The organism is Rhizobacter sp. P2_G4 (assembly GCF_056403575.1).
This window is the reverse complement of sequence record NZ_JBFUFG010000009.1, coordinates 121,228-145,746: the sequence shown is the minus strand read 5'-3', so window position 1 is coordinate 145,746 and position 24,519 is coordinate 121,228. Positions and strand designations below refer to the sequence as shown.

At 67.1% G+C, this 24,519-nt stretch carries 17 protein-coding genes; 16 read left to right on the top strand and 1 reads right to left on the bottom strand.

The features are described 5' to 3' along the window. Positions 1-12: 12 nt before the first annotated feature. The 16 genes from AC1DYS_RS25575 (at position 13) to AC1DYS_RS25500 (ending at position 23,528) form a co-directional block, all read left to right on the top strand. Positions 13-2,751: a polysaccharide deacetylase family protein gene (locus tag AC1DYS_RS25575; protein ID WP_477904382.1), complete on the top strand. Its 2,739-nt coding sequence runs from the start codon at positions 13-15 to the stop codon at positions 2,749-2,751. Between the two features lie 15 nt (positions 2,752-2,766). Then, positions 2,767-4,575, top strand: a complete 1,809-nt coding sequence (locus tag AC1DYS_RS25570; RefSeq protein ID WP_477904381.1) for a glycoside hydrolase family 9 protein — start codon at positions 2,767-2,769, stop codon at positions 4,573-4,575. 58 nt (positions 4,576-4,633) lie between these two features. Next, a complete protein-coding gene (locus tag AC1DYS_RS25565; RefSeq protein ID WP_477904380.1) occupies positions 4,634-5,962 on the top strand; it encodes an MFS transporter in 1,329 nt (442 codons plus the stop codon). Beyond that, the gene (locus tag AC1DYS_RS25560; protein ID WP_477904379.1) at positions 5,962-7,554 is read left to right on the top strand and encodes a GH39 family glycosyl hydrolase; all 1,593 of its coding nucleotides are present in this window, start codon (positions 5,962-5,964) and stop codon (positions 7,552-7,554) included. Before AC1DYS_RS25565 ends, AC1DYS_RS25560 begins: the two co-directional genes overlap by 1 nt. After that, on the top strand, positions 7,551-9,836 hold the full coding sequence (locus AC1DYS_RS25555) for a WD40/YVTN/BNR-like repeat-containing protein (RefSeq protein WP_477904378.1): 2,286 nt from the start codon (positions 7,551-7,553) through the stop codon (positions 9,834-9,836). The genes AC1DYS_RS25560 and AC1DYS_RS25555 overlap by 4 nt, the downstream gene beginning before the upstream one ends. 298 nt (positions 9,837-10,134) lie before the next feature. Beyond that, complete coding sequence (locus AC1DYS_RS25550; RefSeq protein WP_477904377.1) at positions 10,135-11,250, top strand: LacI family DNA-binding transcriptional regulator; 1,116 nt, start codon at positions 10,135-10,137, stop codon at positions 11,248-11,250. 133 nt (positions 11,251-11,383) lie between these two features. After that, on the top strand, positions 11,384-12,979 hold the full coding sequence (locus AC1DYS_RS25545; RefSeq protein WP_477904376.1) for a glycoside hydrolase family 43 protein: 1,596 nt from the start codon (positions 11,384-11,386) through the stop codon (positions 12,977-12,979). A 147-nt stretch (positions 12,980-13,126) separates the two neighbouring features. Further along, the gene (locus tag AC1DYS_RS25540) at positions 13,127-14,797 is read left to right on the top strand and encodes a glycoside hydrolase family 43 protein (RefSeq protein WP_477904375.1); all 1,671 of its coding nucleotides are present in this window, start codon (positions 13,127-13,129) and stop codon (positions 14,795-14,797) included. Positions 14,798-14,921: 124 nt separating this feature from the next. Further along, positions 14,922-16,421, top strand: coding sequence for an alpha-N-arabinofuranosidase (locus tag AC1DYS_RS25535; RefSeq protein WP_477904374.1), 1,500 nt, complete (start codon positions 14,922-14,924; stop codon positions 16,419-16,421). Positions 16,422-16,502: 81 nt separating this feature from the next. Continuing rightward, positions 16,503-18,158 (top strand): cellulase family glycosylhydrolase, encoded by a 1,656-nt coding sequence (locus AC1DYS_RS25530; RefSeq protein ID WP_477904373.1) that lies wholly within the window; start codon positions 16,503-16,505, stop codon positions 18,156-18,158. 35 nt (positions 18,159-18,193) lie between these two features. Beyond that, entirely contained in the window at positions 18,194-19,279 is a 1,086-nt protein-coding gene (locus AC1DYS_RS25525; protein ID WP_477904372.1) for a glycoside hydrolase family 62 protein, read from the top strand. A 104-nt stretch (positions 19,280-19,383) separates the two neighbouring features. After that, positions 19,384-20,616, top strand: a complete 1,233-nt coding sequence (locus AC1DYS_RS25520; RefSeq protein WP_477904371.1) for a glycoside hydrolase family 27 protein — start codon at positions 19,384-19,386, stop codon at positions 20,614-20,616. Positions 20,617-20,805: 189 nt separating this feature from the next. Further along, positions 20,806-22,338: an alpha-N-arabinofuranosidase gene (locus AC1DYS_RS25515; RefSeq protein WP_477904370.1), complete on the top strand. Its 1,533-nt coding sequence runs from the start codon at positions 20,806-20,808 to the stop codon at positions 22,336-22,338. 70 nt (positions 22,339-22,408) lie between these two features. After that, positions 22,409-22,693, top strand: coding sequence for a hypothetical protein (locus tag AC1DYS_RS25510; RefSeq protein ID WP_477904369.1), 285 nt, complete (start codon positions 22,409-22,411; stop codon positions 22,691-22,693). Then, the gene (locus tag AC1DYS_RS25505) at positions 22,665-22,979 is read left to right on the top strand and encodes a beta-xylosidase family glycoside hydrolase (protein ID WP_477904368.1); all 315 of its coding nucleotides are present in this window, start codon (positions 22,665-22,667) and stop codon (positions 22,977-22,979) included. Before AC1DYS_RS25510 ends, AC1DYS_RS25505 begins: the two co-directional genes overlap by 29 nt. 66 nt (positions 22,980-23,045) lie before the next feature. Then, entirely contained in the window at positions 23,046-23,528 is a 483-nt protein-coding gene (locus tag AC1DYS_RS25500) for a hypothetical protein (protein WP_477904367.1), read from the top strand. Between the two features lie 273 nt (positions 23,529-23,801). On the opposite strand, the gene AC1DYS_RS25495 is transcribed toward AC1DYS_RS25500, so the two are convergent. After that, positions 23,802-24,509: a TetR/AcrR family transcriptional regulator gene (locus tag AC1DYS_RS25495; RefSeq protein WP_477904366.1), complete on the bottom strand. Its 708-nt coding sequence runs from the start codon at positions 24,507-24,509 to the stop codon at positions 23,802-23,804. Between the last annotated feature and the right edge of the window lie 10 nt (positions 24,510-24,519).

Sequence of the window (24,519 nt, the reverse complement as noted above, 5' to 3'; positions counted from 1 at the left end):
GGAGCCGCGTTGATGACGCCTCTGAACAGGCAGCGCGCCGCGCTGCGGCATACGCTGGGCCTGCTGCTGCTGTGCGCCTCCACATTGGTGCAGGCCCAGCGCAGCAGAACGACGCTCGACGGATCCTGGCGCTTCGAGCGCGGCGACCGGCCTGAGGCCGCAGCGCCGGACTTCGACGATGCCAGCTTTGCCCGGGTCACACTGCCACACAGCTGGAACGCGACCGACGGCGAGGCCGGTGGGCCGTATTACCGCGGCCCGGGCTGGTACCGGCGCGTGATCGAACGACCAGCCGCGCCTGCGGGCCCTGGCGCGCCCGCGCGCCGGCAGTTCCTCGAGCTCGACGGCGCGACGCTGGCCGCCGAGGTCTGGCTCAACGGCCAGCGCGTCGGACGCCACGAAGGCGGTTTCTCGCGCTTCCGCTTCGACGTCACTGCTTTTCTCAAGCCCGGGCACAACCTGCTCGCGGTGCGCGTCGACAACAGCACGCTGCCGCACGTCGCACCGCTGGGCGGCGACTTTACTGTCTTCGGCGGCCTGATCCGGCCGGTGCGCCTGATCGAGACAGAAGCCGCCCACATCGAGCTGCTGGACCACGGCGGCCCCGGCGTGCGCGTGGACACCGAGGCGCTGTCGGCGACCGATGCGCGGCTGAAGGTACGCGTACAGCTGCGCAACGACGCGCGGCAAGCCGCCGACCGCGAGCTGCGCCTCACGCTGCGCGACGCCCAGGGGCGCGCCGTCGCGCAGCACCGCCAGCGAGTGCGCCTGCTTGCCGGTGCCGCCGACACCGCCAGCGCCGTGCTGCACCTACGCAACCCGCATCTGTGGCAGGGTGTGTTCGACCCCTACCTGTACCGGCTGAGCGCCGAGCTGATCCAAGGCCGCACGGTGGCCGACGCCGTGCAGTTGCCGCTGGGCCTGCGCCAGTTCGCGGTCGATGCCGAGCGTGGCTTCCTGCTCAATGGCAAACCGTACCCGCTGCATGGCGTCAACTACTTCCACGCCGGTCGGCCCGGTCGGGGCGTGGCAGTCGGCGACGCCGAGATCGACGAGGACCTGCGCATCCTGATGGAGCTGGGTGCCACCGGCCTGCGCCTGGTGCACTACCAGCATCCGCCGCACACCTACGAGCGCGCCGACGAGCTGGGCCTGGTGCTGTGGACCGAAGTCCCGCTGAACGCGGTGATGCAGGAAACGCCGGCCTTCCGGAACAACCTGTTCCAGCAATTGCGCGAGCTGGTTCGGCAGAACCAGCACCATGCCTCGGTCGCGATCTGGGGCCTGGGCAACGAGGTCTACCGCAGCGACGAGCCCATCCGCGCGTTGCTCGCCGACTTGCAGACGCTGGCCAAGCACGAAGACCCGTCGCGCCTGACCGCTTACGCCCACTGCTGCGCACCAGACGATCACCCGATGGCACTGGTTGCCGACCTGGCCGCCTACAACCGCTACTGGGGCTGGTACGACGGCGCCGTCACCGACATCGGCCCCTGGGCCGACAAGCTGCACGCCAGGTTGCCGGGCAAACCCATCGGCCTGGGCGAATACGGCGCCGGCGCCAGCGCGCTACAGCAGGAAGACCCGCCGCGCCGCCCCGAGCCGGGTGGCCGCTGGCACCCAGAGCAGTACCAGGCCCTGTTCCACGAAGCCTATGCGCGCCAGCTTGCGGCACGGCCCTATCTTTGGGGCCACTTCGTGTGGCTCGGCTTTGACCATGCCTCTGCCATACGCAATGAAGGTGACAAGCCTGGCGTCAACGACAAGGGCCTCGTCAGCTACGACCGGCGCTTGCGCAAGGACGCTTACCACCTGCTGCGCGCCTGGTGGGCGCGCGAGCCGGTGCTGCACATCGCCAACCAACGCCTGGCCACGCGACCGGCCGGCGCCGTCGCGGTCAAGGCTTACAGCAACGCCCGGGAGCTAACTCTTGAAGTGAACGGACAGCCGGTGGGCACGGTGCCGGTAGTCGACCGCATCGCCACCTGGCCGGCGGTGAACCTGGCCGCCGGCCGCGCGACCTTGCAGGTGCGCGACGAGCGCGGCACCACCGACCGCGTCAACTGGGAGATCGAGTCCTGCGGGACCGACGCGCTGGGCACCAGCCGCGTGCTACAGCTGCCGCGCGAGGGCGCCGCCTACGGCCGAGCCCAGCACGGGCCGCTGGCGCTGGCGCCCGATGAAGTGGTGCTCACCTTCGACGACGGGCCGCGGCCCGAGACCACCGAGCGCGTGCTGCAGGCGCTGAAGGCCGAATGCGCACGCGCCACCTTCTTCGTCAACGGCGAGCCGCTGCTGCGGCACCCGGCACTGGCGCAGCGAGTGCAGTCCGAAGGCCACAGCGTGGCCATGCACGGCTTTCGCCACGTCGCCTTCAATGACCTGGCGCCGCAGGACCAAGCAGCCGACCTGGAAGCCATGCAGAAGGCGTATCGCCATGTGCTGGGCGGCGCGCCTGCGGCTTGGCGCTTTCCGTACTTGGCCGAAGCGCCACAGATGCGTGAGCTGCTGCGCCAGCAGGGCATCACCGTGATGTCGGTAGACGTGGGTGTCGACGACTGGCTGCCCGACCAGACACCGGAGGTGCTGGCCGACCGCATGCTGCAGCGCCTGCGTCAGCAGGGCGGCGGCATCGTGCTGCTGCACGACTCCCAGGAACAAACGGCCGCGGCGCTGCCGCTGCTCCTGCGCCGCCTCAAGCAAGAAGGCTGGCGCTTGGTGCATCTGCAATGGCCCGCACCCGTCCCCTGACAAGCCACCGATCTCATGCCGAACCCTCTACTGAAGAACACCCTCGCCCGCAGCGTCGCCGGCCTCGCACTGGTCCCGGTACTGGTGCTCGCCTTGCAGTCCTGCAGCCACGCACCCTCTTCGACACCGGCGGCCCAGACCCTCGCGCCTAATGCGCCCGGCACAGCCGACACCACCGCCATCCAGCTCAACCAGGTGGGTTACCTGCCCGGCGGCGCCAAGTGGGCCGTGGTGCGCGAGGTCGCGGCCGAGTACTTCACCGTGGTCGACGACATCAGCGGTCGCGAGGTCTGGCGCGGACCGCTCGGCGCCGCACAGCGCTGGGAGCCCGCGCAGGAAGCACTGCTCCTGGCAGACTTCTCCGCCCTGCGCCAGAGCGGCCGTTACCGCCTGCAGGTGGCGGGGCTGCCGCCGTCGGCACCTTTCGTGATCGCGCCCGACGCCTATGCGGCACTGAATGCCGCAGCCCTCAAGGCCTTCTATTTCAACCGTGCCAGCGTTGCGTTGGAGCCGGCCCATGCCGGCGTCTGGGCACGCCCCGCCGGCCACCCCGACACGCGCGTTTTTGTGCACGCCTCGGCCGCAGGCCCGGGCCGGCCAGAGGGCGCAGTGATCTCGGCGTCCAAGGGCTGGTACGACGCCGGCGACTACAACAAGTACATCGTCAACTCCGGCATCACTGTCTACACGCTGCTGGCCGCCTACGAACATTTCCCGGCCCACTTCCAGGCGCAAAAGTTGAACATCCCGGAAAGCGGCAACGCCCTGCCCGACGTGCTCGACGAGGTGCTGTGGAACCTGGAGTGGATGCTCGCGATGCAGGACCCTGCCGATGGCGGCGTCTACCACAAGCTCACGAACAAGGGCTTCGACGGCGTCGTGATGCCGCATCAAGCCACTGGCGAGCGCTATGTCGTGATGAAGACGACGGCCGCGACGCTCGACTTCGCCGCGGCGACAGCGCAGGCGAGCCGAATCTTGGCTGCGTTCGAGGCCCAGCGCCCGGGCCTGTCGGCCCGCCTGCTGACAGCGTCCAAGGCCGCCTGGGGCTGGGCCCAGGCCCATCCGGCGGTCGTCTACAAGCAGCCGCCCGACATCAGCACCGGCGGCTACGACGACAGCAAGCTCGACGATGAATTAGCCTGGGCGGCCGCAGAGCTGTACGTGACAACGCGCGACGACAGCTACTGGGCGGCTTTCAGCAAACACGCCCAGCCGGCCGGCGTGCCGGGCTGGGCCGATGTCGGCACCCTGGGCTGGATCACGCTGGCCCAGCACCGCGCCCGGCTCACGCCAGCGGCCGACCGCGCACTCGTCGAACGCCAGATCTCGTCACTCGCGGCCCGGCTGGCCGGCCGCTGGCAGGCCTCGAGCTACCGCGTGGCGATGCAGCGCGACGACTTCTACTGGGGCAGCAACGCCGTGGCGCTGAACCAGGCGATGGTGCTCATCCAGGGCTATCGCCTGGGTGGCGACCGCCGCCAGCTCGACGCCGCTCAGGCCGCGCTGGACTTCGTGCTCGGCCGCCACCCGACCGGCTTCTCGATGGTGACCGGCTTTGGCGAGCGTTCGCCCAGGGATCCGCACCACCGGCCTTCTGGCGCCGACGGCGTGGCCGATCCGGTGCCGGGCTTCATCGTCGGCGGGCCGCGCAACGTCACTTCGGACGACTGCAAGCTGCCGTATCCGTCGACCGCCGCGGCCAAGGCCTGGCTGGACAAGTTCTGTAGCTACACGACCAACGAAGTCGCCATCAACTGGAACGCGCCCTTGGTCTATGTCTCCGCGGCGCTGCAGGCGCTGACGCCGGTGGTGGCGCCATGAGCGCGCATGGCCGTTCCAAAGCGCTCATCTCGCAGTGCCCATCACAAAGGTTTTTTCCATGAGCAGCATCCCCGACAGCGTGGCCCCGGCCGCAGCCGGCAGCGTTCAGCGTCGGCATCCTCTGGCTTGGGTGCCATCGCTGTACCTCGCGATGGGCCTGCCGAACGTGATGGTCGGCGTGGTCGCCGCGATCCTCTACAAGAACCTTGGCGTGTCCAACGAGGACATCGCGCTCTACACCTCGCAGATGTACCTGCCCTGGGTGCTGAAGCCGCTGTGGGCGCCGCTGCTCGAGGCCCATCGCAGCAAGCGCTGGTGGGTCATCAGCATGCAGTTCACGATGGCGGCTTCGCTCGGCCTGGTCGCCTTTTGCCTGCCGCTGGACGACTTCTTCCGCCTGTCGCTGGCCTTCTTCTGGATCACCGGCTTCGCCTCGGCCACGCAGGACACCTGCGCCGACGGCGTGTTCATGACAACGATGCCGCTGAAGGACCAGGCGCGCTACGCCGGCCTGCAGGGCATGTGCTGGAACCTGGGCGCGGTGATCGGCTCGGGCCTGCTGGTCTCGCTGACCGGCTGGCTACACGACAGCAGGGGTCTGCCCTGGGTGCAGTGCTGGACGATCGTCGTCTGCTTCGCAGCGGTGGTGATGGCGGCGTTCGGTGTGTGGCACCTGCGGGTGCTGCCGCCCGGCGCGCCGCCAGTGGCGATTGGCGGCGCCGGCACAAACGGCATCACCGCGCTGCGTGTGGCCTGGGTCAGCTTCTTCGCCAAGCCGCAGATCTGGATGATGCTGGCCGTCATCTTCTTCTACCGCTTCGGCGAGGGCTTCATCGAAAAGTTCGGGCCGCTGTTCCTGCTCGACCCGCGCTCGGCCGGCGGCCTGGGGCTGGACAACGCGGCACTGGGCCACATCAACGGCACGGTCGGCACCATCGCCTTCATCGCCGGAGCCTTCCTGGGCGGCTTCCTGGTGGCGCGGCGCACGCTGCCGCGTTCGTTCTTCGTGCTCGCGCTGGTGCTGAACGTACCGCACCTGACCTTCTTCTACCTGGCGACGGCGCTGCCGCAGGACACGCTGTGGGTCGGCACGATCGTGGCGCTGGAAAAGTTTGGCTTCGGCATGGGGTCGGTGGGCCACATGCTTTACATGATGCAGCAGGTGGCCCCCGGCCCCTTCCGGATGGCGCACTACGCGATGGCCACCGGCGTGATGGCCATGACCAAGTGGTCCACCGGCTCGGTCAGCGGCTGGGTGTGGGGCGCCGTCGGCCACGACTACGCCACCTTCTTCGGCCTGGTGCTGCTGTTTTCGCTGCCGCCGGTCATGCTGGCCTGGCTGGCGCCCTTTCCCCACAAGGCCGACCCGGCCACGGAGACACGTTGATGACAACACTGCCCTTCCCGTTGAGCATGCCGCTGCTGCGCCCGCTGGCCGCCGCGTTGGCAATCTGCCTGAGTGCCGCCGCGAGTGCCGGGCCCCTCGCCCGCACGGTGCAGCTCGACCTGGCCGCCGCCACCACGCCGGTCGACCGCTTCTATGACTTCTCGGTCGGCGCCGACTACCCCGGCACCACCGGCCGGCCCGAGAACCTGGCGCAGATGAAGACGACTGTCGACGAACTCGGCTTTCGCCACGTGCGCTTTCACGACATCTTCCACGACGTCTACGGCACCGTGAAGAAGGACGGCGACAAGCTGGTCTTCGATTTCAGCGGCATCGACCGCCTGTATGACGCGCTGCTGGCGCGCGGAATCAAGCCCTTGATCGAGCTGGGCTTCACGCCGGGCGTGATGAAGACCTCGAATCTCAAGATCTTCTACTGGCAGGGCAACACCTCGCACCCGCAGCCCGGCCCGTGGTCCGAGCTGATCGATGCCTTCGTGCGCCACCTGGTCCAGCGATACGGCATCGAAGAAGTGCGCAAGTGGCCGTTCGAGGTGTGGAATGAACCCAACCTCGACGGGTTCTGGGAAAAAGCCGACCAGAAGGCCTACTTCGATCTGTACGCCAACACCTCGCGAACGATGAAGAAGATCGACGCGAAGCTGCAGGTCGGCGGCCCGGCGACCGCCGGCGCCGCGTGGGTGCCCGAGTTCCTGGCCTATGCCAAGGCCAACGATGTGGCGGTCGATTTCATCACCACGCACACCTACGGCGTTACCGAAGGTTTCCTCGACGAGTTCGGCAAGTCCGACCGCATCCTGGCGACTGACCCGAACTCGATCATCGGCGACGTGCGCCGCAACCGCCAGGAGATCGAGGCGTCGGCCTTTCCCGGCCTGCCGCTGTACATCACCGAGTGGAGCACCAGCTACAACCCTTACGACAAGGTGCACGACAGCTACATCAGTGCGCCGTGGATCCTGAACAAGCTGGTCGGCACCCGCGGCCACGCGCAGGCGATGAGCTATTGGACCTACAGCGACCTGTTCGAAGAACCGGGCGCGCCGCCCCGGGCCTTCCACGGCGGCTTCGGGCTGATGACCCGCGACGGCCTGCGCAAGCCGGCGTGGTTTGCCTACAAGTACCTCAATGCATTGCGGGGCAATGAAGTGCCCAGCGCCGACAAGCAGGTGCTGGCCGCCGTGGACAGCGGCAAGGCCGCCGTGCTGGTCTGGGACTGGCAGCACCCGGACCAGAAAGCGACCAGCAACGGCGTGTTCTTCGCCAAGCCGGTACCCAACGGGCCGGCCGCCGCGGTGACGCTGAACCTGAGCAACGTCGCTGCCGGCAGCTACCGCGTGCAGGTGCGGCGCACGGGGCACAAGACGAACGATGCGTACACGGCGTACATCGAGATGGGCGCGCCCAAGGATCTCAACCCGGAGCAGCTGGCAACGCTGCACACGCTCACACAGGACAAGCCCGAGGCGGACCGCGTGATCAAGGTTGGCAAGAACGGCAAGCTGCAGTGGAAGCTGCCGATGCGCAGCAACGACGTGGTGCTGGTGACACTCGAGCCGGCAAAGAAGTGAGCCTGCAGCCGCTCCGCCGGGCCTGCGCCGTCGTGGGCGGCTTGGCCATGTTGCTGCTCGGCAGCGCCGTCGCGCAGGCGGGCGATCCGCCGGCAGCCGAAGCCTACCGTTGGAAGAGCGTGGCCATCGTCGGTGGCGGGTTCGTCGACGGCCTGGTCTTTCATCCCACGGTCCCGAACCTGCTCTACGCCCGCACCGACATGGGCGGCGCGTACCGTCGCGACGCCGCCTCGGCGCGTTGGCAGCCGCTGCTCGACTGGCTGCCCCACGCCGACCTCAACCTGATGGGAGTCGAGAGCGTTGCGCTCGACCCGTCCGACCCGGACCGGCTCTACCTGGCCTGCGGCACCTACACCGCTTCGGGCGTGCCCGACGGCGCCGTGTTGCGCTCGGATGACCGTGGCCGCAGTTTCCAGCGCACCGACCTGCCGGTCAAATTCGGCGGCAACGAAGAGGGCCGCGGCAACGGCGATCGGATGGCGGTGGACCCGAACGACGGCCGCGTGCTCTACCTGGGCACCCGGCTCGGTGGCCTGTGGCGCAGCGGCGACCGTGCTGCGAGCTTTCAGCGCGTCGAGAGTTTTCCGGCCGCGGCGTGGAGTCGCTCGGCAGCGGATGGGGCACTGCCCGCCGGACGCGGCAGCGACGGACGCAGCACCATCGTCTTTGTCGTCTTCGATCCTGCGAGCGCAGCATCGGGCGGCGCTACCCAAACCATCTATGTCGGTGTCTCGGCGATGGATCGCCCGAATCTCTGGCGCAGCGAAGACGGCGGCGTGAGCTGGGCCCCGCTGCCTGGCGCGCCCACCGCGTATCGCCCGACACGCGCGAGCTGGGCCACGGATGGCCAGCTGTACGTCAGCTATGGCGACGAACCCGGCCCGCGCCGCATGCGCGGCGGCGCGGTGTGGAAGTACGACAGCCGCAGCCAGCGCTGGACCGAAATCACGCCCGAGCGTTCCAACGGCGCGCGCAACTTCGGCTATGCCGCCGTCGCGGTCGACGCGCGGCAGCCGCAGCGGCTGCTGGCCAGCACCCATGGGCGAGCCGGGGGCGAAGAGCTGTTCCGCAGTACCGACGGCGGCGCCACCTGGAGGCCGCTGTTCGCGGCTGGCCCGGCGAGCGCGCGTTTCGACGCCAAGCTCGCACCCTACGTGGGCGACACGCCCCTGCACTGGCTGTTCGACGTCAGGATCAACCCCGCGAACCCCGACCACGCCCTCTTCACCACCGGCTACGGCGGCTGGGAGACCCACGACCTTCGCGCCGCGGACGATGGCCGGCCCACGCATTGGCGGGTGATGAGCACCGGCATCGAGGAGACGGTCGCGCTGGCGCTGCACAGCCCGACACGCGGCGTGCCACTCGTCAGCGCGATCGGGGACTACTCGGGCTTCGTGCACACCGAACTCGACGTGCCGGCCGACGGCAACCCCAAACCGCCGTTCATGGGCAACACGACCGACGTAACCGGGGCCGAGCTCGCGCCCGAGGTCATCGTGCGTGTCGGCCGCCCGCGCGTCGGCAAAGCCCTGGGCTATTCCCTCGACGGCGGCCGCAGCTGGCGCGAACCGGCAGCGCTGCCCAATCCGGACGCCCGCGAAGGCTCGGTCGCCGTGTCGGCCGATGGCGCCACCTGGGTCTGGACCCCCAGAGGTCTGATGCCGCACGTGAGCCGCGACCGCGGCGCCCGTTGGACACCGGTAAGCGGCCTACCGCCGGACACGCGGGTCGTGGCCGACCGCGTGAATCCGCGCCGCTTTCACGCCGTCTCATTGATCGGCGACAGCCTCTACGCCAGCGACGACGCCGCAGCCAGCTTCACCGAGCGCGCGCTGGATTTGCCCGACGGTCCGGTCCGCGCATCGCCGCCGGGCGAGCACAACCGGACCCAGCGCGGCGACAACCGCGGCGGCCAGGACCGGCTCTACGCCGCGCCAGGACGTGAAGGCGATCTCTGGCTGCCCGCTTACCACGGCCTGTACCACGCAGCGCCGGGGCAAGGCTTTCGGCGCCTGCCTGGTGTGACCGAGGTGCACGCCTTCGGATTCGGCCGCGCGGCCCCAGGCTCGACCGAACCCGCGCTCTACCTCGTGGGCACGGTGCACGGCCGGTACGGCATCCACCGTTCGACGGATGGCGCCGCGCAATGGGTGCGCATCAACGACGACGCGCACCAGTGGGGATTGATCCTGCAGGTCAGCGGCGACCCAAAACTGTTCGGCCGGGTGTACGTGGGCACGCATGGGCGAGGCGTGCTCTACGGCGACCCGGCGCAATGAGGCACTGTGCTGGCCTTGACTTGGCTGGCGCAACAAGACCCGGGCTCGACGGCGCCTGCCGATTTCCCTCCCGAGCGATCCGGGCTGCAACCATGTCTGAGCTGGACGAGCACACCGAGCGGCAGCTCCGTGTGCAGGCCAAACGCAGGCGAGTAGAGGTTCGACTTCCGGCGTGGGCCCTGGTGATGCTGCTGGTCGCCCAAAGCCCTCCCAGGGCCCCGCCGCTCCCGAAGGCCAGTGCTACAGTGCGCCGCTGCGCGACCCGCCCCCCCCGGCGGTCCACCTGCCCGGAACATCCGTGCCTACTTCGAAGCCGAAACCACCCGCGACACAGCCGAAGACTCGCCGCCGCAGCGACGCGCCCACGCTTCTCGACGTGGCCCGCGCGGCAGGTGTGTCGGAGATGGCCGCCTCATCGGGGCTCAACGGGGGGAGCCGAGGCTCGGCCCGCGTGTCGGCCGAGACACGCGAGCGTGTACTGGCCGCGGCGCAGCAGTTGGGGTACCGGCCGAATGCGACCGCGCGTGCGCTCGCGAACCGACGCACCGATGCGGTCGGCTTCGTCACCAACATCATGGGCGAAGAGCCGAACCTCTACTTCCTTGAAGTCTTCAGTGGCGTCATGCAGGGCGCCACGGCGGCCGGGCAGACGATGGCCGTCTTCACGCTGGCCAACTGGGACGAGGCTCCCGCCCGCATCCCGGCGTTGTGTGACGGCCGCGTCGATGGCCTGATCCTGCTTGCGCCACACTTGCAAGATGACCGCTCGGCGTGGTTGCCGCCGCACACGCCACTGGTGTCGGTGCAGGCCGACAGCCCGCTGATGGGGGTGGTGAACATCGAGTCGGACAACGAGGCCGGTGCCTGCGCGATGGTGCGCCAGTTGCTCGCCATGGGGCACCGGCGCATCTTGCATGTAGGCGGACCGGTGGGCTTTTCAGCAGCGGACCAGCGCATCGAAGGCTACCTGCGGGCTCACGCCGAAGCAGGCGTCAAGCCTGCCCCCAACCACGTGCTTCGTGCGCCGCTCAGCGTCGGTGGCGGGCGCGAGGCAATGCAGGATTGGCTGCGGCGCCACCGCGGCCGGCCGCTGCCCGAGGCAGTGTTCGGATGCAACGATGCCATCGCCTTCGGCTGTATCGAGGCCTTGCGCTCGCGGGAGCTGCGCGTGCCGGAGGACGTCTCCGTCGTCGGCTACGACCACACCTTCATGGCGCGATCGGCGCAAATGGCGACGGTGCACCAGCCGCTTCACGAGATGGGACGGCGGGCCGTCGAAGTGCTGGTACAGCGCGTCGAGGCGCTCCGCCGAGGCGAGTCGCACCCCGGGCCATCCAACATCGTCCTGCCCACCGAGATCGTCCTCGGCGAGACGCTGGCCGAGCCACGGCGGACGAGGTTGGCCATCGCCTGAAAGGTGTGGGGCGCGTGGTTCGTCCCAGGTCACGCACGACCTAGGAGTAAGTGTTTTCCTTGCCAATTCATTCGGTCATCGAACTATCATGGTGTCGTTGATATAGCGCTACATCACGTTGCCAATGACCCCCATGAAAAATTGCAGCAAACCACTCATCCTTCTCTCGATCCTCGCGGCGAGCCTTGCGGCAGGCTGCGCAGCAGCGCCGGGCGCCGAACCGGCGCCCGGCGCCAATCCGGTGCTGCGCGACCGCTTCACCGCTGACCCCGCGCCGCTGGTCGTGGGCGACACGGTCTACCTCTACGTCGGCCATGACGAGGCCAAGGGCAACGACTTCTTCCTCATGAAAGAGTGGCTGGCCTATTCGTCCAAGGACCTGCGCCACTGGACCGCCCATGGCGCCTTCATGAAGCCCACCGACTTCAAGTGGGCGGTGGGCGACGCCTGGGCCGCGCAGGTGGTGCAGCGCAACGGCCGCTTCTACTTCTACGCCACCGTGCAGCACGACAACACGCAGTACGGCAAAGCCATTGGCGTGGCGGTGGCCGACAACCCGCTGGGCCCGTTCAAGGATGCGCGTGGCTCGGCGCTGGTCACCGACGCCACGACGCCCAGCCCCTACGGTTGGAGCGACATCGACCCCACCGTCTTCATCGACGACGACGGCACCGCTTGGCTGGCCTGGGGCAACCCGGTGCTCTACCTGGCGAAGCTCAAGCCAAACATGACCGAGCTGGACGGCCCCATCGAGAAGATCGCGCTGCCCAACTACACCGAGGGGCCGTGGCTGTCCAAGCGCAAGGGGATGTACTACATGACGTACGCCTCCATGGCGCCCCAGGGCCTCTTTGAGCACCTGTCCTATGCCACCGCACCCAGCCCGCGCGGCCCCTGGACCTACCAGGGCCTGCTGACCGGCCCGGCGCACAACAGCTTCACCATCCACGCGGGCGTCATCGACGACTTCAAAGGCCAGTCCTATCTGGTCTATCACAACGGCGCGCTGACCCTGAACGGCGAGACCGGCGCCGGCGCCCGCCGCTCCGTCACGATGGAGTACCTCTACTACGACGCAGAGGGCCGCATGTGGCCGGTCACGCAGACCGCAGCCGGCATCAGCACGCCGCCCAAGCCGCCCACCGGCAAGGTGCCCGCGATGGCGGACCCGGGCCGCTCCGACCCGCGTGTGGCTGTCCAGCAGTTCGCCCAGGGCTATCCCGAAACCTGGCCGGGCAACCCGGCGCTGGCCTCGATCACCCGGCCTTTCGAGCAGACACCCGAGCCCATCGGCTTCAACCGCAACGGCGGCGCCACCCGCCTGGTGCAGACCTTCGTGCCGCGTGCCGACATCCCGCTGGGCCGGCTCAGCCTGTACGCCGGAGATGGGCACGGCACGGACGCAACTCGCACCTTGCGCCTGTCGCTGCGCGACGCGGCGGCCGGCACCGAACTGCTCGGCGCCGGTGAGGGGCTGTCGATCGCCTACCAGCCGCAAGGGCCCGGCCTGCTGAGCTTCGACTTCAGCGCCCATCCGCCCGTCGTGCTGCAGGCCGGTCGGCGCTACGCGCTGGCGCTGCAGGGTCAGAAGGACGCGCTGACGCTCTATCTGCGCGCCAGCCGCAGCGACGTCTATGCCGACGGCGAGGCGAGCCTCGACGACCGGCCGCTGAAGGACCGGGAGAGCGGCCGCCCTGCGGACTTCGCGTTCGCTCTGTACGCGCGCTAGGCGCGCTGAGCCGGCTGCGGGCGCCAGTGCTTGCGGCCGCGTTGCGCTTGTGCGCGGCGGCACGCCTGCGCCGCATCCTGCGTGAAGGTGGGCGGCACGTCACCTTGACCGATGCTTGACTCGAAATGATTGATCCGGAGAAAAGACATGGACAAACACGCTGACAGCCTGAGCCGCCCTTGCGCCGTCTCTCCTGCCCGTCTCATGAACCGCCCGATTTTTTTGCTCGTGATGGCCCTCGTCCTCTGCGTCGCGTCTCGGGCTGCTCCGGCGGCAGAGGCTGCACCAGCGGCACAGGCGGCTCGTGCCCACAATCCCCTGATCTGGGCCGACGTCCCGGACATCGCAGTCATCCGAGTAGGAAAGACCTACTACATGAGCAGCACGACGATGCACATGAGCCCAGGCCTGCCGATCATGAAGTCGACGGACCTCGTCAACTGGCGCATGGCGTCGTACGCGTATGAAACGCTGGCCGACAACGAAGCCCTCCGCCTCGACAACGGCAAGGACGCCTACGCGGCCGGCTCGTGGGCCCCCAGCCTGCGTTACCACGACGGCGTGTTCTATGCCTCGACTTTCTCCTACACCAGCGGACGCACCCATATCTTCAGCACGCGCGATCCAGAGCGCGGCCCGTGGAAGGAGATGAGCTTCGAGCCCGTGCTGCATGACCACAGCCTGTTCTTCGATGACGACGGTCGCGTCTACATGGTTTACGGAGGCGGGCGCATCACGCTCATCGAGCTGAAATCGGACCTCTCCGGCATCAAGCCCGGCGGCGTGAACAAGGTTCTCATCGAGAACGTCAACACCATCTTCGGCACCGACCTGGGCGGGCTCAATGGCGAGGGTTCGCATCTTTCCAAGATCAACGGCCGCTACTACCTCTTCAACATCGCCTCGCCCGCAAGCCGCTGGGCGCCGACCGTCATCGTCCACCGCGCCGACAGCATCGACGGGCCCTACGAGGGTCGCATCGTGCTCGATGACCGCGGCATCGCCCAGGGCGGCCTCATCGACACGCCCGACGGCAAGTGGTACGCCTATCTCTTCAAGGGCAACGGCGCCGTCGGTCGCATTCCCTACCTCGTGCCCGTGACCTGGAAGGACGGCTGGCCCGTGCTCGGCGAAAACGGCAAGGTGCCCATGACGCTCGACATCCCGGCCGGCGCACAGGGCGTCTCCGGCGCCTCCGGCATCGTCGCCTCCGACGAATTCAACCGCCAGCCCGGCGACCCTGCCCTGCCCCTGGCCTGGCAATGGAATCACAACCCGAGGCCCAGTGACTGGTCGCTCACCAAGCGTCCGGGCTACCTCAGCCTCGTGACCAGCCGGGTCGTCTCCACGCTGACTGAGGCTCCGAACACCCTCACGCAGCGTACCTTCGGCCCACGCAGTTCGGCGACCACCAGCATCGACGTGAGCGGCATGAAGGACGGCGACTGGGCCGGCCTGACCGCCTTCCAGAAACAGTACGGTTTTGTCGGCGTCAAGATGACCGACGGCGTCAGATCGCTCGTCATGGTGAGCGCCGATTCCGACAAGCCCGAAGAGATCGCCTCCATTCCGCTCGCTGGCAAAACCGTTCACCTCAAGGTGGACTGCGAATTTCAGCCCGCGCCGGAGGTCGCCCGCTTCTCCTACAGCCTCGACGGTAAATCCTGGGCCCCCATCGGTCGTCCCTCGCGCCTTGCCTACACCTTCCCGCACTTCATGGGTTATCGCTTCGCCCTCTTCTTTTATTCAACCAAGACCGCCGGCGGCCGTGTGGACTTTGACTACTACCGGATCGGGCCAGCCGGTGGCTCCCGCTGATCTTCACCGGAGTCGGAGCCGACGCGGTTTGCCCCGGCCTGAGGCGTGCGCGGTCGGGTTGCCGCAGCCGAGGCCGAGATCGGCTCCATCCCGCCGAACACCCTTCCTTCCTTACGACAACGCAATGAAAACACTCGCCGCTGTCCTGGTCCTTGCCGCCGCTGCCACCGCAGCAGTGGCTCAACCCATCGAAGCACGTCTTACCGTGACGCAGGACGATGCGGGGCCGCGCATTGAGCCCACCGTCTACGGCCACTTCGTCGAGCACGCCGGGACGGGCGTCTACGGCGGCCTGTGGGTCGGCCCGGAGTCCAAGATCCCCAACACGCGCGGCTGGCGCAACGACGTGGTGCAGGCGCTCAAGCGCGTCGGCGTGCCGGTGATGCGCTGGCCCGGTGGCTGCTTCGCCGACGACTACGACTGGCGTGACGGCATCGGCGACCCCGCCAAACGCCCCGTCCGGCGCAACCGCTGGTGGGGTGGTGTGGAAAGCAACCGCGTCGGCACACACGAGTTCATGGACTTCGCGGAGCAGCTGGACAGCGAGGTCTACATCTCCGGCAACATGGGTTCGATGCCGCCAAGGGCTGCGGCTCAATGGCTGGACTACATGACGGCCGACGACAACACCTCGCTTGCCGAGGAGCGCCGCCGCAACGGGCGCGACAAGCCCTGGCAGGTCAAGTACTTCGGCGTCGGCAACGAGAGTTTCGGCTGCGGCGGCAACATGCGCTCCGAGTTCCAGGCCGACATGCACAACCAGTACGCCACCTTCCTGTGGCCGTCCAAGCGTGTCGCCTCTGGCGATGGCGAGGGCGACGACAACCGCGTCGAAGTGCTGATGCAGCGCTCCGTCAAGCACATGGACGCGATCACGTTGCACTACTACTCCGTCCCGGACAACTGGACGAAGCACGGCGAGGCCATCGGCTTCGACGCCGGCGCGTGGGCGCGGACGCTGAAGGCCGCGCTGGGCATCGACCAGCGTATCAACACCCTCTCGAAGATCATGGACAAGCACGACCCGGCCAAGCGGGTGGCGATGTACATCGATGAATGGGGCACCTGGTACGACACCCCAAAGGGCGCCAGCTCGCTGTGGCAGCAGAACTCGCTGCGTGACGCCCTCGTGGCCGCGGTCTCGTTCAACGTCTTCCACGCCCACACCGACCGCGTGAAGATGGCCAATATCGCGCAGATGGTCAACGTGCTGCAGGCGATGGCGCTGACCGACGGGCCGCGCATGGTGCTGACGCCAACCTACCACGCCTTTGACCTGTACCGCCCCTTCAAGGGCGCGACACCGCTCAAGGCGACGCTGCAGGCGCCTGCGTTCAGCACTGGCGACGTCGAACTCCCCACCGTGCACGTCAGTGCGGCGCGCGCCGTCGACGGCAAGCTGGTGCTGGCGCTGGTCAATCTGGACCCGACCCGCCCCGCGCACGTGACGACTAACCTCACTTCTGCAGTCAAGGGTCAGGTGCTGACCGCGGCTGCGATGGACGCCCACAACACCTTCCAGCAGCCGCAGGCGGTCGTGCCTGCGCCGTTCTCGGCCAAGCCCGGGCCGCAAGGCCTGGTGCTGGAGCTGCCACCCAAATCGGTCGTTGTCGTCGCGATGTAGCCCATGCACTAACCACGTTCTTCATAACGCTCGTGTCCGGAGGAGGCAACCGGCCGAGCACTTTCAAACTTGAAGGTAAACATGAGAACCTTGATACCCGCACTTCTGCTCGCCTTCGGCGTGAGCGCAGGCACCTTAGCGCTGGCGCAAAACTGCGGCAGCGGCGGCGGCGCCACCGTTTGCCTGACGGCCAACGGCACCCCCAACGACAACCAGCTCGCCTGGACCGTCAGCGGCAACGTCTCCCGCCTGGAGGTCTACCGCAACAGGGACGGCGACCCCAACGGTCGCAGCCGCATCGCGGTGCCGCGCAGCAGCGCCAGGAGCTACGCCGACGCCTCGGCCAACACCGGCACGCACTACTGGTATTGGGTCAAGTTCACGACCAGCGCGGGCAGCTACAACTCCGGCCCGGCCACCGCCACGCGCAACAGCAGCTGCACTGCCACAGCGGTGACGCCCTACATCAGCACCATGGGGTCCTGGGCGCAGACTTCGTCGGCCACGATCACTGCCGGCAACTCGGCCATCCTTGGCCCGCAGCCGATAACCGGCGGCTCGTGGAGCTGGGGTGGCTGCGGCACGTCAGGCTCGGCACGCGAGCAGACCATCACGCCCAGCGCCAGCTGCACGGCCACCGCCACTTACACCAATACCTGCGGCGCCAAGAGCACGCAGGCGTTCGTGATCACCGTGCCAGGCTCCATGCGCGACGTGACGAGCATCCAGCTGTCGAAGGAGATGTCGCCCGCCTGGAACCTGGGCAACTCGGTGAACGCCGTACCCGACGAGACCTCCTGGGGCAACGCCTCGACGAACCAGCAATTGCTCAACGCAGTGAAGGCGGCCGGCTTCAAGACCGTGCGCATTGGTGCCGGCTGGAGCCACCATGCGGACGCCGACGGCAACGTCAGCGCGGCCTGGATGGCGCGCGTCGCCGAGATCGTCGGTTATGCCCGCAATGCTGGCCTCTACGTCGTGTTGAATAACCATGAAACCGAGTGGACGAGCCCGACCTACGCCAACCAATCGGTTGCTAACGCGCGGCTGGCCAAGCTGTGGACGCAGATTGCCAACCACTTCAAGAACCACGACGACTACCTGCTGTTCGCCGGCACCAATGAAATATTGTTCCCTGGCGACTACGGCCCGCCGACGGCCGAGTACCAGGCCGTCCAGAACGAGTTCAACCAGGTCTTCGTCAACGCAGTGCGGGCCACGGGCGGCAACAACGCCAAGCGCCATCTCGTGGTGCAGGGCTTCAACACCAACATCAACTGGACCTACGACGGCTTCATCAAGCCCGCCGACTCTGCGACCAACCGGCTGTTCCTCGAAGTTCACTTCTACGATCCGTACAACTTCGCGCTCAATGACCAGAGCAGCATCTGGCAGTGGGGCGCGATCGCGACCAATCCGGCCGTGACGGAGACCTGGGCCAACGAAGCCTACGTCGACGCGCAGTTCCAGAAGATGAAGTCCCGCTTCGTCGATGCTGGCATCCCCGTGCTGCTGGGCGAATACGGCGCGATCCTGAGGACTGAGCACGACCCGGCCGGCACCTACCGCACCTACTGGGCCAAGTACGTCACCAAGTCCGCCGTCCAGCACGGCATCGTGCCCGCGTGGTGGGACCCGGGCTACGGCTTCAACCACGCGTCGGGCCTGTTCAATCGTGCGACCGGCGTTCAGTACTTCCCGGAGCTGGTCAAGACCATCGTCGACAGCACCAAGTAAACGGTCTTGCGGGCCGCCGCCCGCAAGCAACAACCATGGCTGAAGTTATGCACAACTACAAATCCTCCCTTAACGGATTCAATGCACTCTGGTTTGCGTCATGCCTGGCATTGAGCACGCTCGCTCACGCGGCGGAACCCGCGACTCACACCAACCCTTTTGAATGGAAATCCAGTGAGCCGCTGATCAGGCCGCCGGCCGATGCCAAGCAAATCTTTGGCGTCAAAGACCCGACCATCGTCTACCACGACAACCGTTACCACGTCTTCATGACCACGGCCGGGAAGAACGGTTGGGGCATGGCCTACACGAGCTTCGCGAACTGGGACGAGGCCCCCAAGGCGCCTCAGTTCATGCTCGAAAAGTCCCCCATCGGGCCGGGCTATCGCGCAGCACCGCAGGTCTTCTATTTCGCGCCGCAGAAGCTCTGGTACCTGATCTACCAAGGCGGCGACCCGCTGTATTCGACGACCAGCAACATCGCCGACCCACTGTCGTGGACGGCGCCGAAGCCCTTCTACCCGACGATCCCGGCAAGCGTCCGAGACACCAAGGGCAATGCGGTTTGGCTGGACTTCTGGAACATCTGCGACGACAAGAAATGCCATCTCTTCTTCACCGGCGACAACGGCAGCTTTTACCGCGGCGAGACGACGATCGAGCGCTTCCCTCAGGGCTTCTCCGAGCCCGTCGTCGTCATGTCAGAAAAGCGCGATGACATGTTCGAGGCCAGCAACACCTACAAGATCACCGGCACTGACCAGTACTTGACGCTGATCGAGGCGATGGGACCCAGCGGCAGGTATTTCCGGGCCTGGACAGCCGATCGCCTAGACGGCACCTGGCAACCCATTCCCGGCGCTGCGATGAACATGTTCGCCGGCGCAGCAAACGTCAAGTTCAACGGCCGGGTCTGGTCCGAAGGCGTGTCCCATGGCGAAATGATCCGCGACGGCGTCGACCAGACGCTGAGCATCGATCCCTGCCAGCCGCTGAGATTCCTCTACCAGGGCCTGGATCTGGAAAAGGGCAAGGCCTACGAATACATCGAGCTGCCGTACAGGCTGGGCCTGATCACCGCCACCGCCCCCAACGCCATCAGCGCGTTGTGCAAGAAATGAACACCGGCGCGGAGTAATGGCGTGGCGAGCCACGAGATCGAGCAGATCTCCCTCCCCCTCATCACCCACGAACGCTATAGCCTCTACCAACCACTCGACTTGCCATGAAACACAAGCATTCCCGCTCCTTCCTCCTGGCCTGTGCGTCCTGGGCGCTAGCTGCCGCCACGGTCGTGCTCGGCTTCACGGTGCCGGCCCTCGCCCACGAGACGCTAAAGCTGGATGCGCCCAAACCGCTGCTCGCACCCACGCCGCCCATGGGCTGGAACTCCTGGAACAAGTTCGCCTGCAACGTCAGCGAGCAATTGATCCGCCAGCAAGCCGACGCCATGGCCGCGTCCGGCATGAAAGACGCCGGCTACCAGTACATCGTCATCGACGACTGCTGGCAGAAGAGCCGCGATGCCGACGGCAACATTCAGGCTGACGCCGAGCGCTTCCCGTCCGGCATCAAGGCCCTGGCCGACTACGTGCACAGCAAAGGCCTGAAGTTCGGCCTCTACTCCGACGCCGGCTCGCTGACCTGCGGCGGCCGCCCAGGCAGCGCTGGCCACGAGTTCCAGGACGCGCGCCAGTACGCCAGATGGGGCGTCGACTACCTGAAATACGACTGGTGCTACACCGGCACCCGCAACGCCGAGGCCGCCTACACCATCATGGCCAAGGCCTTGCGCGAATCGGGCCGCGACATCGTGTTTTCCCTGTGCGACTGGGGCGGCAGCAAGCCTGGCCGCTGGGCCCACCCGGTCGGTCATCTGTGGCGCACCACAGGCGACATCTACGACGCCTGGGAAGGCAAGAAGGAATGGTCACACGGCATGCTCAACATCCTCGACATGAACGCCGAGCTGTCGAGCGAGTCCGCCCCCAACGGCTGGAACGACCCCGACATGCTGGAAGTGGGCAACGGCGGCATGACGACCACCGAGTACGAGTCGCACTTCTCGCTGTGGGCCATGCTGGCCGCGCCGCTGATCGCTGGGAACGACCTGTCGAAGATGGACGCCGACACGCTGCGCATCCTCACCAACAAGGACGTCATCGCCGTCGACCAGGACCCACTGGGCAAGCAGGGCCGCCGCCTGCTGAAGGAAGGTGACCTCGAGGTCTGGGTGCGGCCGCTGGCAGGCGGTGAGCACGCGGTGGTGCTGTTGAACCGCGGCAAGACGCCCGCCAACATCAAGGTGGGCTGGGACCAGCTCAATCTGCCCGCCGACACGAAGGCTCACGTCAAGGACCTGTGGACCAAGAAGGTCTTGAAGCTGGTGCGCGGCAGCTACGGCGGCACGGTGGCCCCGCATGGCGTGATCATGGTGCGCATCACGCCGGTGCTGTGAGTGCAAGGCAAGCTCGCATGAACGCCATGCCCTCTGCTGGCAACCTCCCTGGACAGCCTGCCCGCCGCGGCTTCGGGCGCCCCCGCGACTGCTGGGCGCGCGCCGACCTGCCGCTGGCATCCGCTCGCTCACCCTCCCACCGCATGGCGCACGGGCTGGTGCTCTGCGCTTGAAACCAAGGAAATCCCGATGACACCCGTGCGCCTCCTTCGTACCTTCGCTACCTTCGCGGCCGCCGCCATACTGCCTTTGGGCGTCGGCGCCGCCGAGTCCGTTCAGGTCCGCCTCGATGTCACCCAGCAGCCCGCCGGGCCGCGCATCGAACCCGCTGTCTACGGCCACTTCACCGAGCACCTCGGGCGGGTCATCTACGACGGCCTGTGGGTCGGCCCCGAGTCGCCCGTTCCCAACACGCGCGGCTGGCGCAACGACGTGGTAAGCGCGCTTCGCCAGCTTGGCGTACCGGTGATCCGCTGGCCGGGCGGCTGCTTCGCCGACGACTACGACTGGCGCGATGGCATTGGCGACCCCGCCAAACGCCCGGTGCGCATCAACAAGTGGTGGGGCGGACTGGAGAACAACCGCGTCGGCACGCACGAGTTCATGGATCTGGCCGAGATGCTCGGCTCCGACGTCTACCTGGCAGCCAACATGGGCTCGATGCCACCGCGCGCGATGGCTGAATGGCTCGAATACATGACCGAAGGTCGCAAGACGACGCTGACCGAAGAGCGCCGCCGCAACGGCCGCGACAAGCCCTGGACCATCAAGTACACCGGCATCGGCAATGAAAGCTGGGGCTGCGGCGGCAACATGCGACCCGAATACCAGTCCGATCTGCATAACCAGTACGCCACCTTCCTCCGCGCGTCGACCTTGCGCGCGGCTTCCGGCGAGGGCGGCACCAGCGACCACCTGGTCGAGGTGCTGATGGAGCACTCCGGCAAGTACATGGACGCGTTCACGCTGCACTACTACACCTTGCCGGGCGACTGGACCACGAAGGGCGAGGCCCTCGGTTTCAACGCCGACGCCTGGGCGAAGGTACTGAAGACCGCGATGGGCATCGAGACCCGTATCGACGTGGTCTCGCGCATCATGGACAAGTACGACAAGGACAAGCGCATCGCGCTCTACGTCGACGAGTGGGGCACCTGGTACGACACACCGGCCGGCGCCAGTGCGCTGTGGCAGCAGAACTCGCTGCGCGACGCGATGGTCGCGGCACTGTCGTTCAACGCCTTCCACCGCCACACCGAGCGCGTGAAGATGGCCAACGTCGCGCAGATGGTCAACGCGCTGCAGTCGCCGGTGCTCACCGACGGGCCGCGCATGGTGCTCACGCCCACCTACTACGCATTCGACCTCTACAAGCCCTTCCGAGGCGCGACGCCGCTGCAGACCAGGCTGGAGACGCCGCGTTTCCGCACCGGCGAGATCGAGCTGCCAGCGGTGGAAGCCAGCGTGGCGCGCGCCGAAGACGGCAGCACGCAGCTGGCGCTGGTGAACCTGGACCCACAACGTCCGGCGCGCGTCACGACGAACCTGAAGGGCGATGCGCGCGGCCGCGTGCTCACCGCCACCGCCATGGACGCGCACAACACATTCGACAAGCCGCAGGCCGTGGTGCCCGCACCGTATGTCGCGCGCGCTGGCGCGCAAGGGCTGGTGCTGGAGCTGCCGCCAAAGTCCATCGTCGTGGTCAGCGTCGGCAAGCCTTGACATGAGAGGACGCAACTTCTTCGGCCCGCTGGCCTCCGCTTCGGCGGGCCCTCTCGCGCCGCTTGGCTCCATGGCTGCCGAACATTCGTCCGCGCCGCACACCGTGCCGGGCCTGCCGATCTTGCGCTCCAACGACCTCGTCAACTGGGAGTTCGTCGCCTATGCCATGGACAAGCTCGACCTCGATGGATTTCAATTCCGTTGGCCGCCTTGTCAGCCTGTCGCCGATCACGTGGAAGGACGGCTGGCCCTATTTCGGACTGCCGGGCAATCTGACGCGTACGCCGCGGACGTAGGTCAAGCCCAAGACCGCCACGCCCCAGCCGGTGCGCGGGCCCTTTCAGTGCAGCGATGATTTTTCGGCGCCTCGGCTCCAGCCCATTTGGCAGTGGAACCACGTCCCGGTCGACGGCAAGTGGTCGTTGTCGGAACGGTCGGGATTCCTGCGGCTTCACGCGCTGCCGGCGACCTCGTTCTACGACGCGCGCAACACGCTGACGCAGCGAGCGATCGGGCCGATGTCGACGCCGACCGTCATGCTCGATGCCGCGAACCTAAAGCCAGGCGACACGGCCGGCCTGGGGCTGCTCAATCTGCCCTATGCGACCTTGGGCGTCGAAAGTGGAGGTGGTCTTTCATGACCAGCGCCGCGATCAGCGGGTGCGGGTGAAGATGAGCGGGACGCGCATCTGGCTTCGGGCGAGGTCGTGCTCCTCTACCAGACCTTCACCTTCCAGGGCGTTCGCTATGGATTGTTCAACTACAACGCGACCGGCGCCGAGGGCGGTTTTGCCGATTTCGACAGCATGGACGTCTATCAGCCGCATACCCGCGGCCTGATGCGGCCCATTCCCTATGGCCGATCGATCCGGCTGGCGTCCTTTCACGCGACGACCGGACTGGCAGTCAGCGATGGGCGCGTGGCTTCTGATGCCTCGATGCGGTTCGAGATCGCCGACCGCCGGTTGGGTCGCGTCGCTCTGCGGTCGGGCCGACGCTATGTCATCGTCGATGAGGACGGAGGCGTAACGCTTGTGGCCGGCACTTCCGGCAGGGCGCAAAACTTCCAATGGATTGAAACGCCGAACGGGCGAACTGGTGCTGATGTCGTTGGCCAACAACCGCTTCCTGCGCATCGATCCGAAGACCGGGGATATCCGGGCCGACAGTCCCGGCCCCACGCCGGATGACAGCGACGGCGCGCTTCATCTGGTCGCAGTACAAAGGGCGGCGCCAGCGAATCCGGGGACTCCACGGCGCAACGCCCGGTCCGCTGCGCAATCTGCGTGTTGTCGCAAGAACCTCCGCGCGCTATTGCTCGGGCGACATCGGGTACGTCCCCGATTCGTAGGTGACGCACAGCATGTCGTCGTGCACTTGTATCGGCCTGCCCTGCAGGAAAGCTTGTTGCGCGCCTCATGCAACTGCCGAGGCACATATGCTGCGTTGAACGGGAACGCGGCTCACGCTTTCGCCTCTCGTTCGATCCCGGCAATCACCCTGTCCAGGGCGAGGACGAAGTGGTTCTCGTACGAGATTCCCTCCAGGTGCGGCAACACGCCGGCCAGAAAGCGCAGCTTCTGCGGGTTCTTGCGCACCAGTGTGCCCACGCGCGTGCGGCTCAGGATCTGCGTGTTCTTCTTCGCTGGGACCTTGTCGTCGATGAGCGTGAGCGGGTTGATGAGGAACGACAAGGTCATCATCACGCGCATGGCTTGCTCGCCGCCGAAGCCGGCTGCATTCAGCACGCTCAGGATCGACTCGGCCCAGCGCAGCGCGGCCAGAGACGACTCGCGGTGGATGAGCAGAAAGCGCGCGAGACCCGGGTAGCGCATGAAGGTGGCCTGCTGCTCGACGATCAACGCACGCAGTCGCTGCGGCCACGGCAATGCAGGGTCGGGTTCGGCGATGCGCGACAGGATGCTTTCCGCACACAGGTCGAGCAGCGCATTCTTGTCGCGCACGTGGTGGTAGAGAGCCGTCGGCGTCACATCGAGCACGGCCGCCAGTTGACGCATCGACACGCCGGCCAGACCCAGCTTCTCGATGGATCGGACGGCTGTCTCGACGATGATTTCGATGTTGAGGCTGCTCCGCTCAGAGGCCTCGGGTGGCTTGGCAGGGCTACGCTTCTTGGTCGGCACGCGAGAGGTCTTGGTGAGGGCTTGCAAGGTGGGCCAT

Excerpts from the sequence above, each read along its gene's own strand:
- AC1DYS_RS25575 (WP_477904382.1), top strand. The coding sequence starts at position 13 with ATGACGCCTCTGAACAGGCAGCGCGCCGCGCTGCGGCATACGCTGGGC.
- AC1DYS_RS25570 (WP_477904381.1), top strand. The coding sequence starts at position 2,767 with ATGCCGAACCCTCTACTGAAGAACACCCTCGCCCGCAGCGTCGCCGGC.
- AC1DYS_RS25565 (WP_477904380.1), top strand. The coding sequence starts at position 4,634 with ATGAGCAGCATCCCCGACAGCGTGGCCCCGGCCGCAGCCGGCAGCGTT.
- AC1DYS_RS25560 (WP_477904379.1), top strand. The coding sequence starts at position 5,962 with ATGACAACACTGCCCTTCCCGTTGAGCATGCCGCTGCTGCGCCCGCTG.
- AC1DYS_RS25545 (WP_477904376.1), top strand. The coding sequence starts at position 11,384 with ATGAAAAATTGCAGCAAACCACTCATCCTTCTCTCGATCCTCGCGGCG.
- AC1DYS_RS25540 (WP_477904375.1), top strand. The coding sequence starts at position 13,127 with ATGGACAAACACGCTGACAGCCTGAGCCGCCCTTGCGCCGTCTCTCCT.
- AC1DYS_RS25535 (WP_477904374.1), top strand. The coding sequence starts at position 14,922 with ATGAAAACACTCGCCGCTGTCCTGGTCCTTGCCGCCGCTGCCACCGCA.
- AC1DYS_RS25530 (WP_477904373.1), top strand. The coding sequence starts at position 16,503 with ATGAGAACCTTGATACCCGCACTTCTGCTCGCCTTCGGCGTGAGCGCA.
- AC1DYS_RS25525 (WP_477904372.1), top strand. The coding sequence starts at position 18,194 with ATGGCTGAAGTTATGCACAACTACAAATCCTCCCTTAACGGATTCAAT.
- AC1DYS_RS25520 (WP_477904371.1), top strand. The coding sequence starts at position 19,384 with ATGAAACACAAGCATTCCCGCTCCTTCCTCCTGGCCTGTGCGTCCTGG.
- AC1DYS_RS25515 (WP_477904370.1), top strand. The coding sequence starts at position 20,806 with ATGACACCCGTGCGCCTCCTTCGTACCTTCGCTACCTTCGCGGCCGCC.
- AC1DYS_RS25510 (WP_477904369.1), top strand. The coding sequence starts at position 22,409 with ATGGCTGCCGAACATTCGTCCGCGCCGCACACCGTGCCGGGCCTGCCG.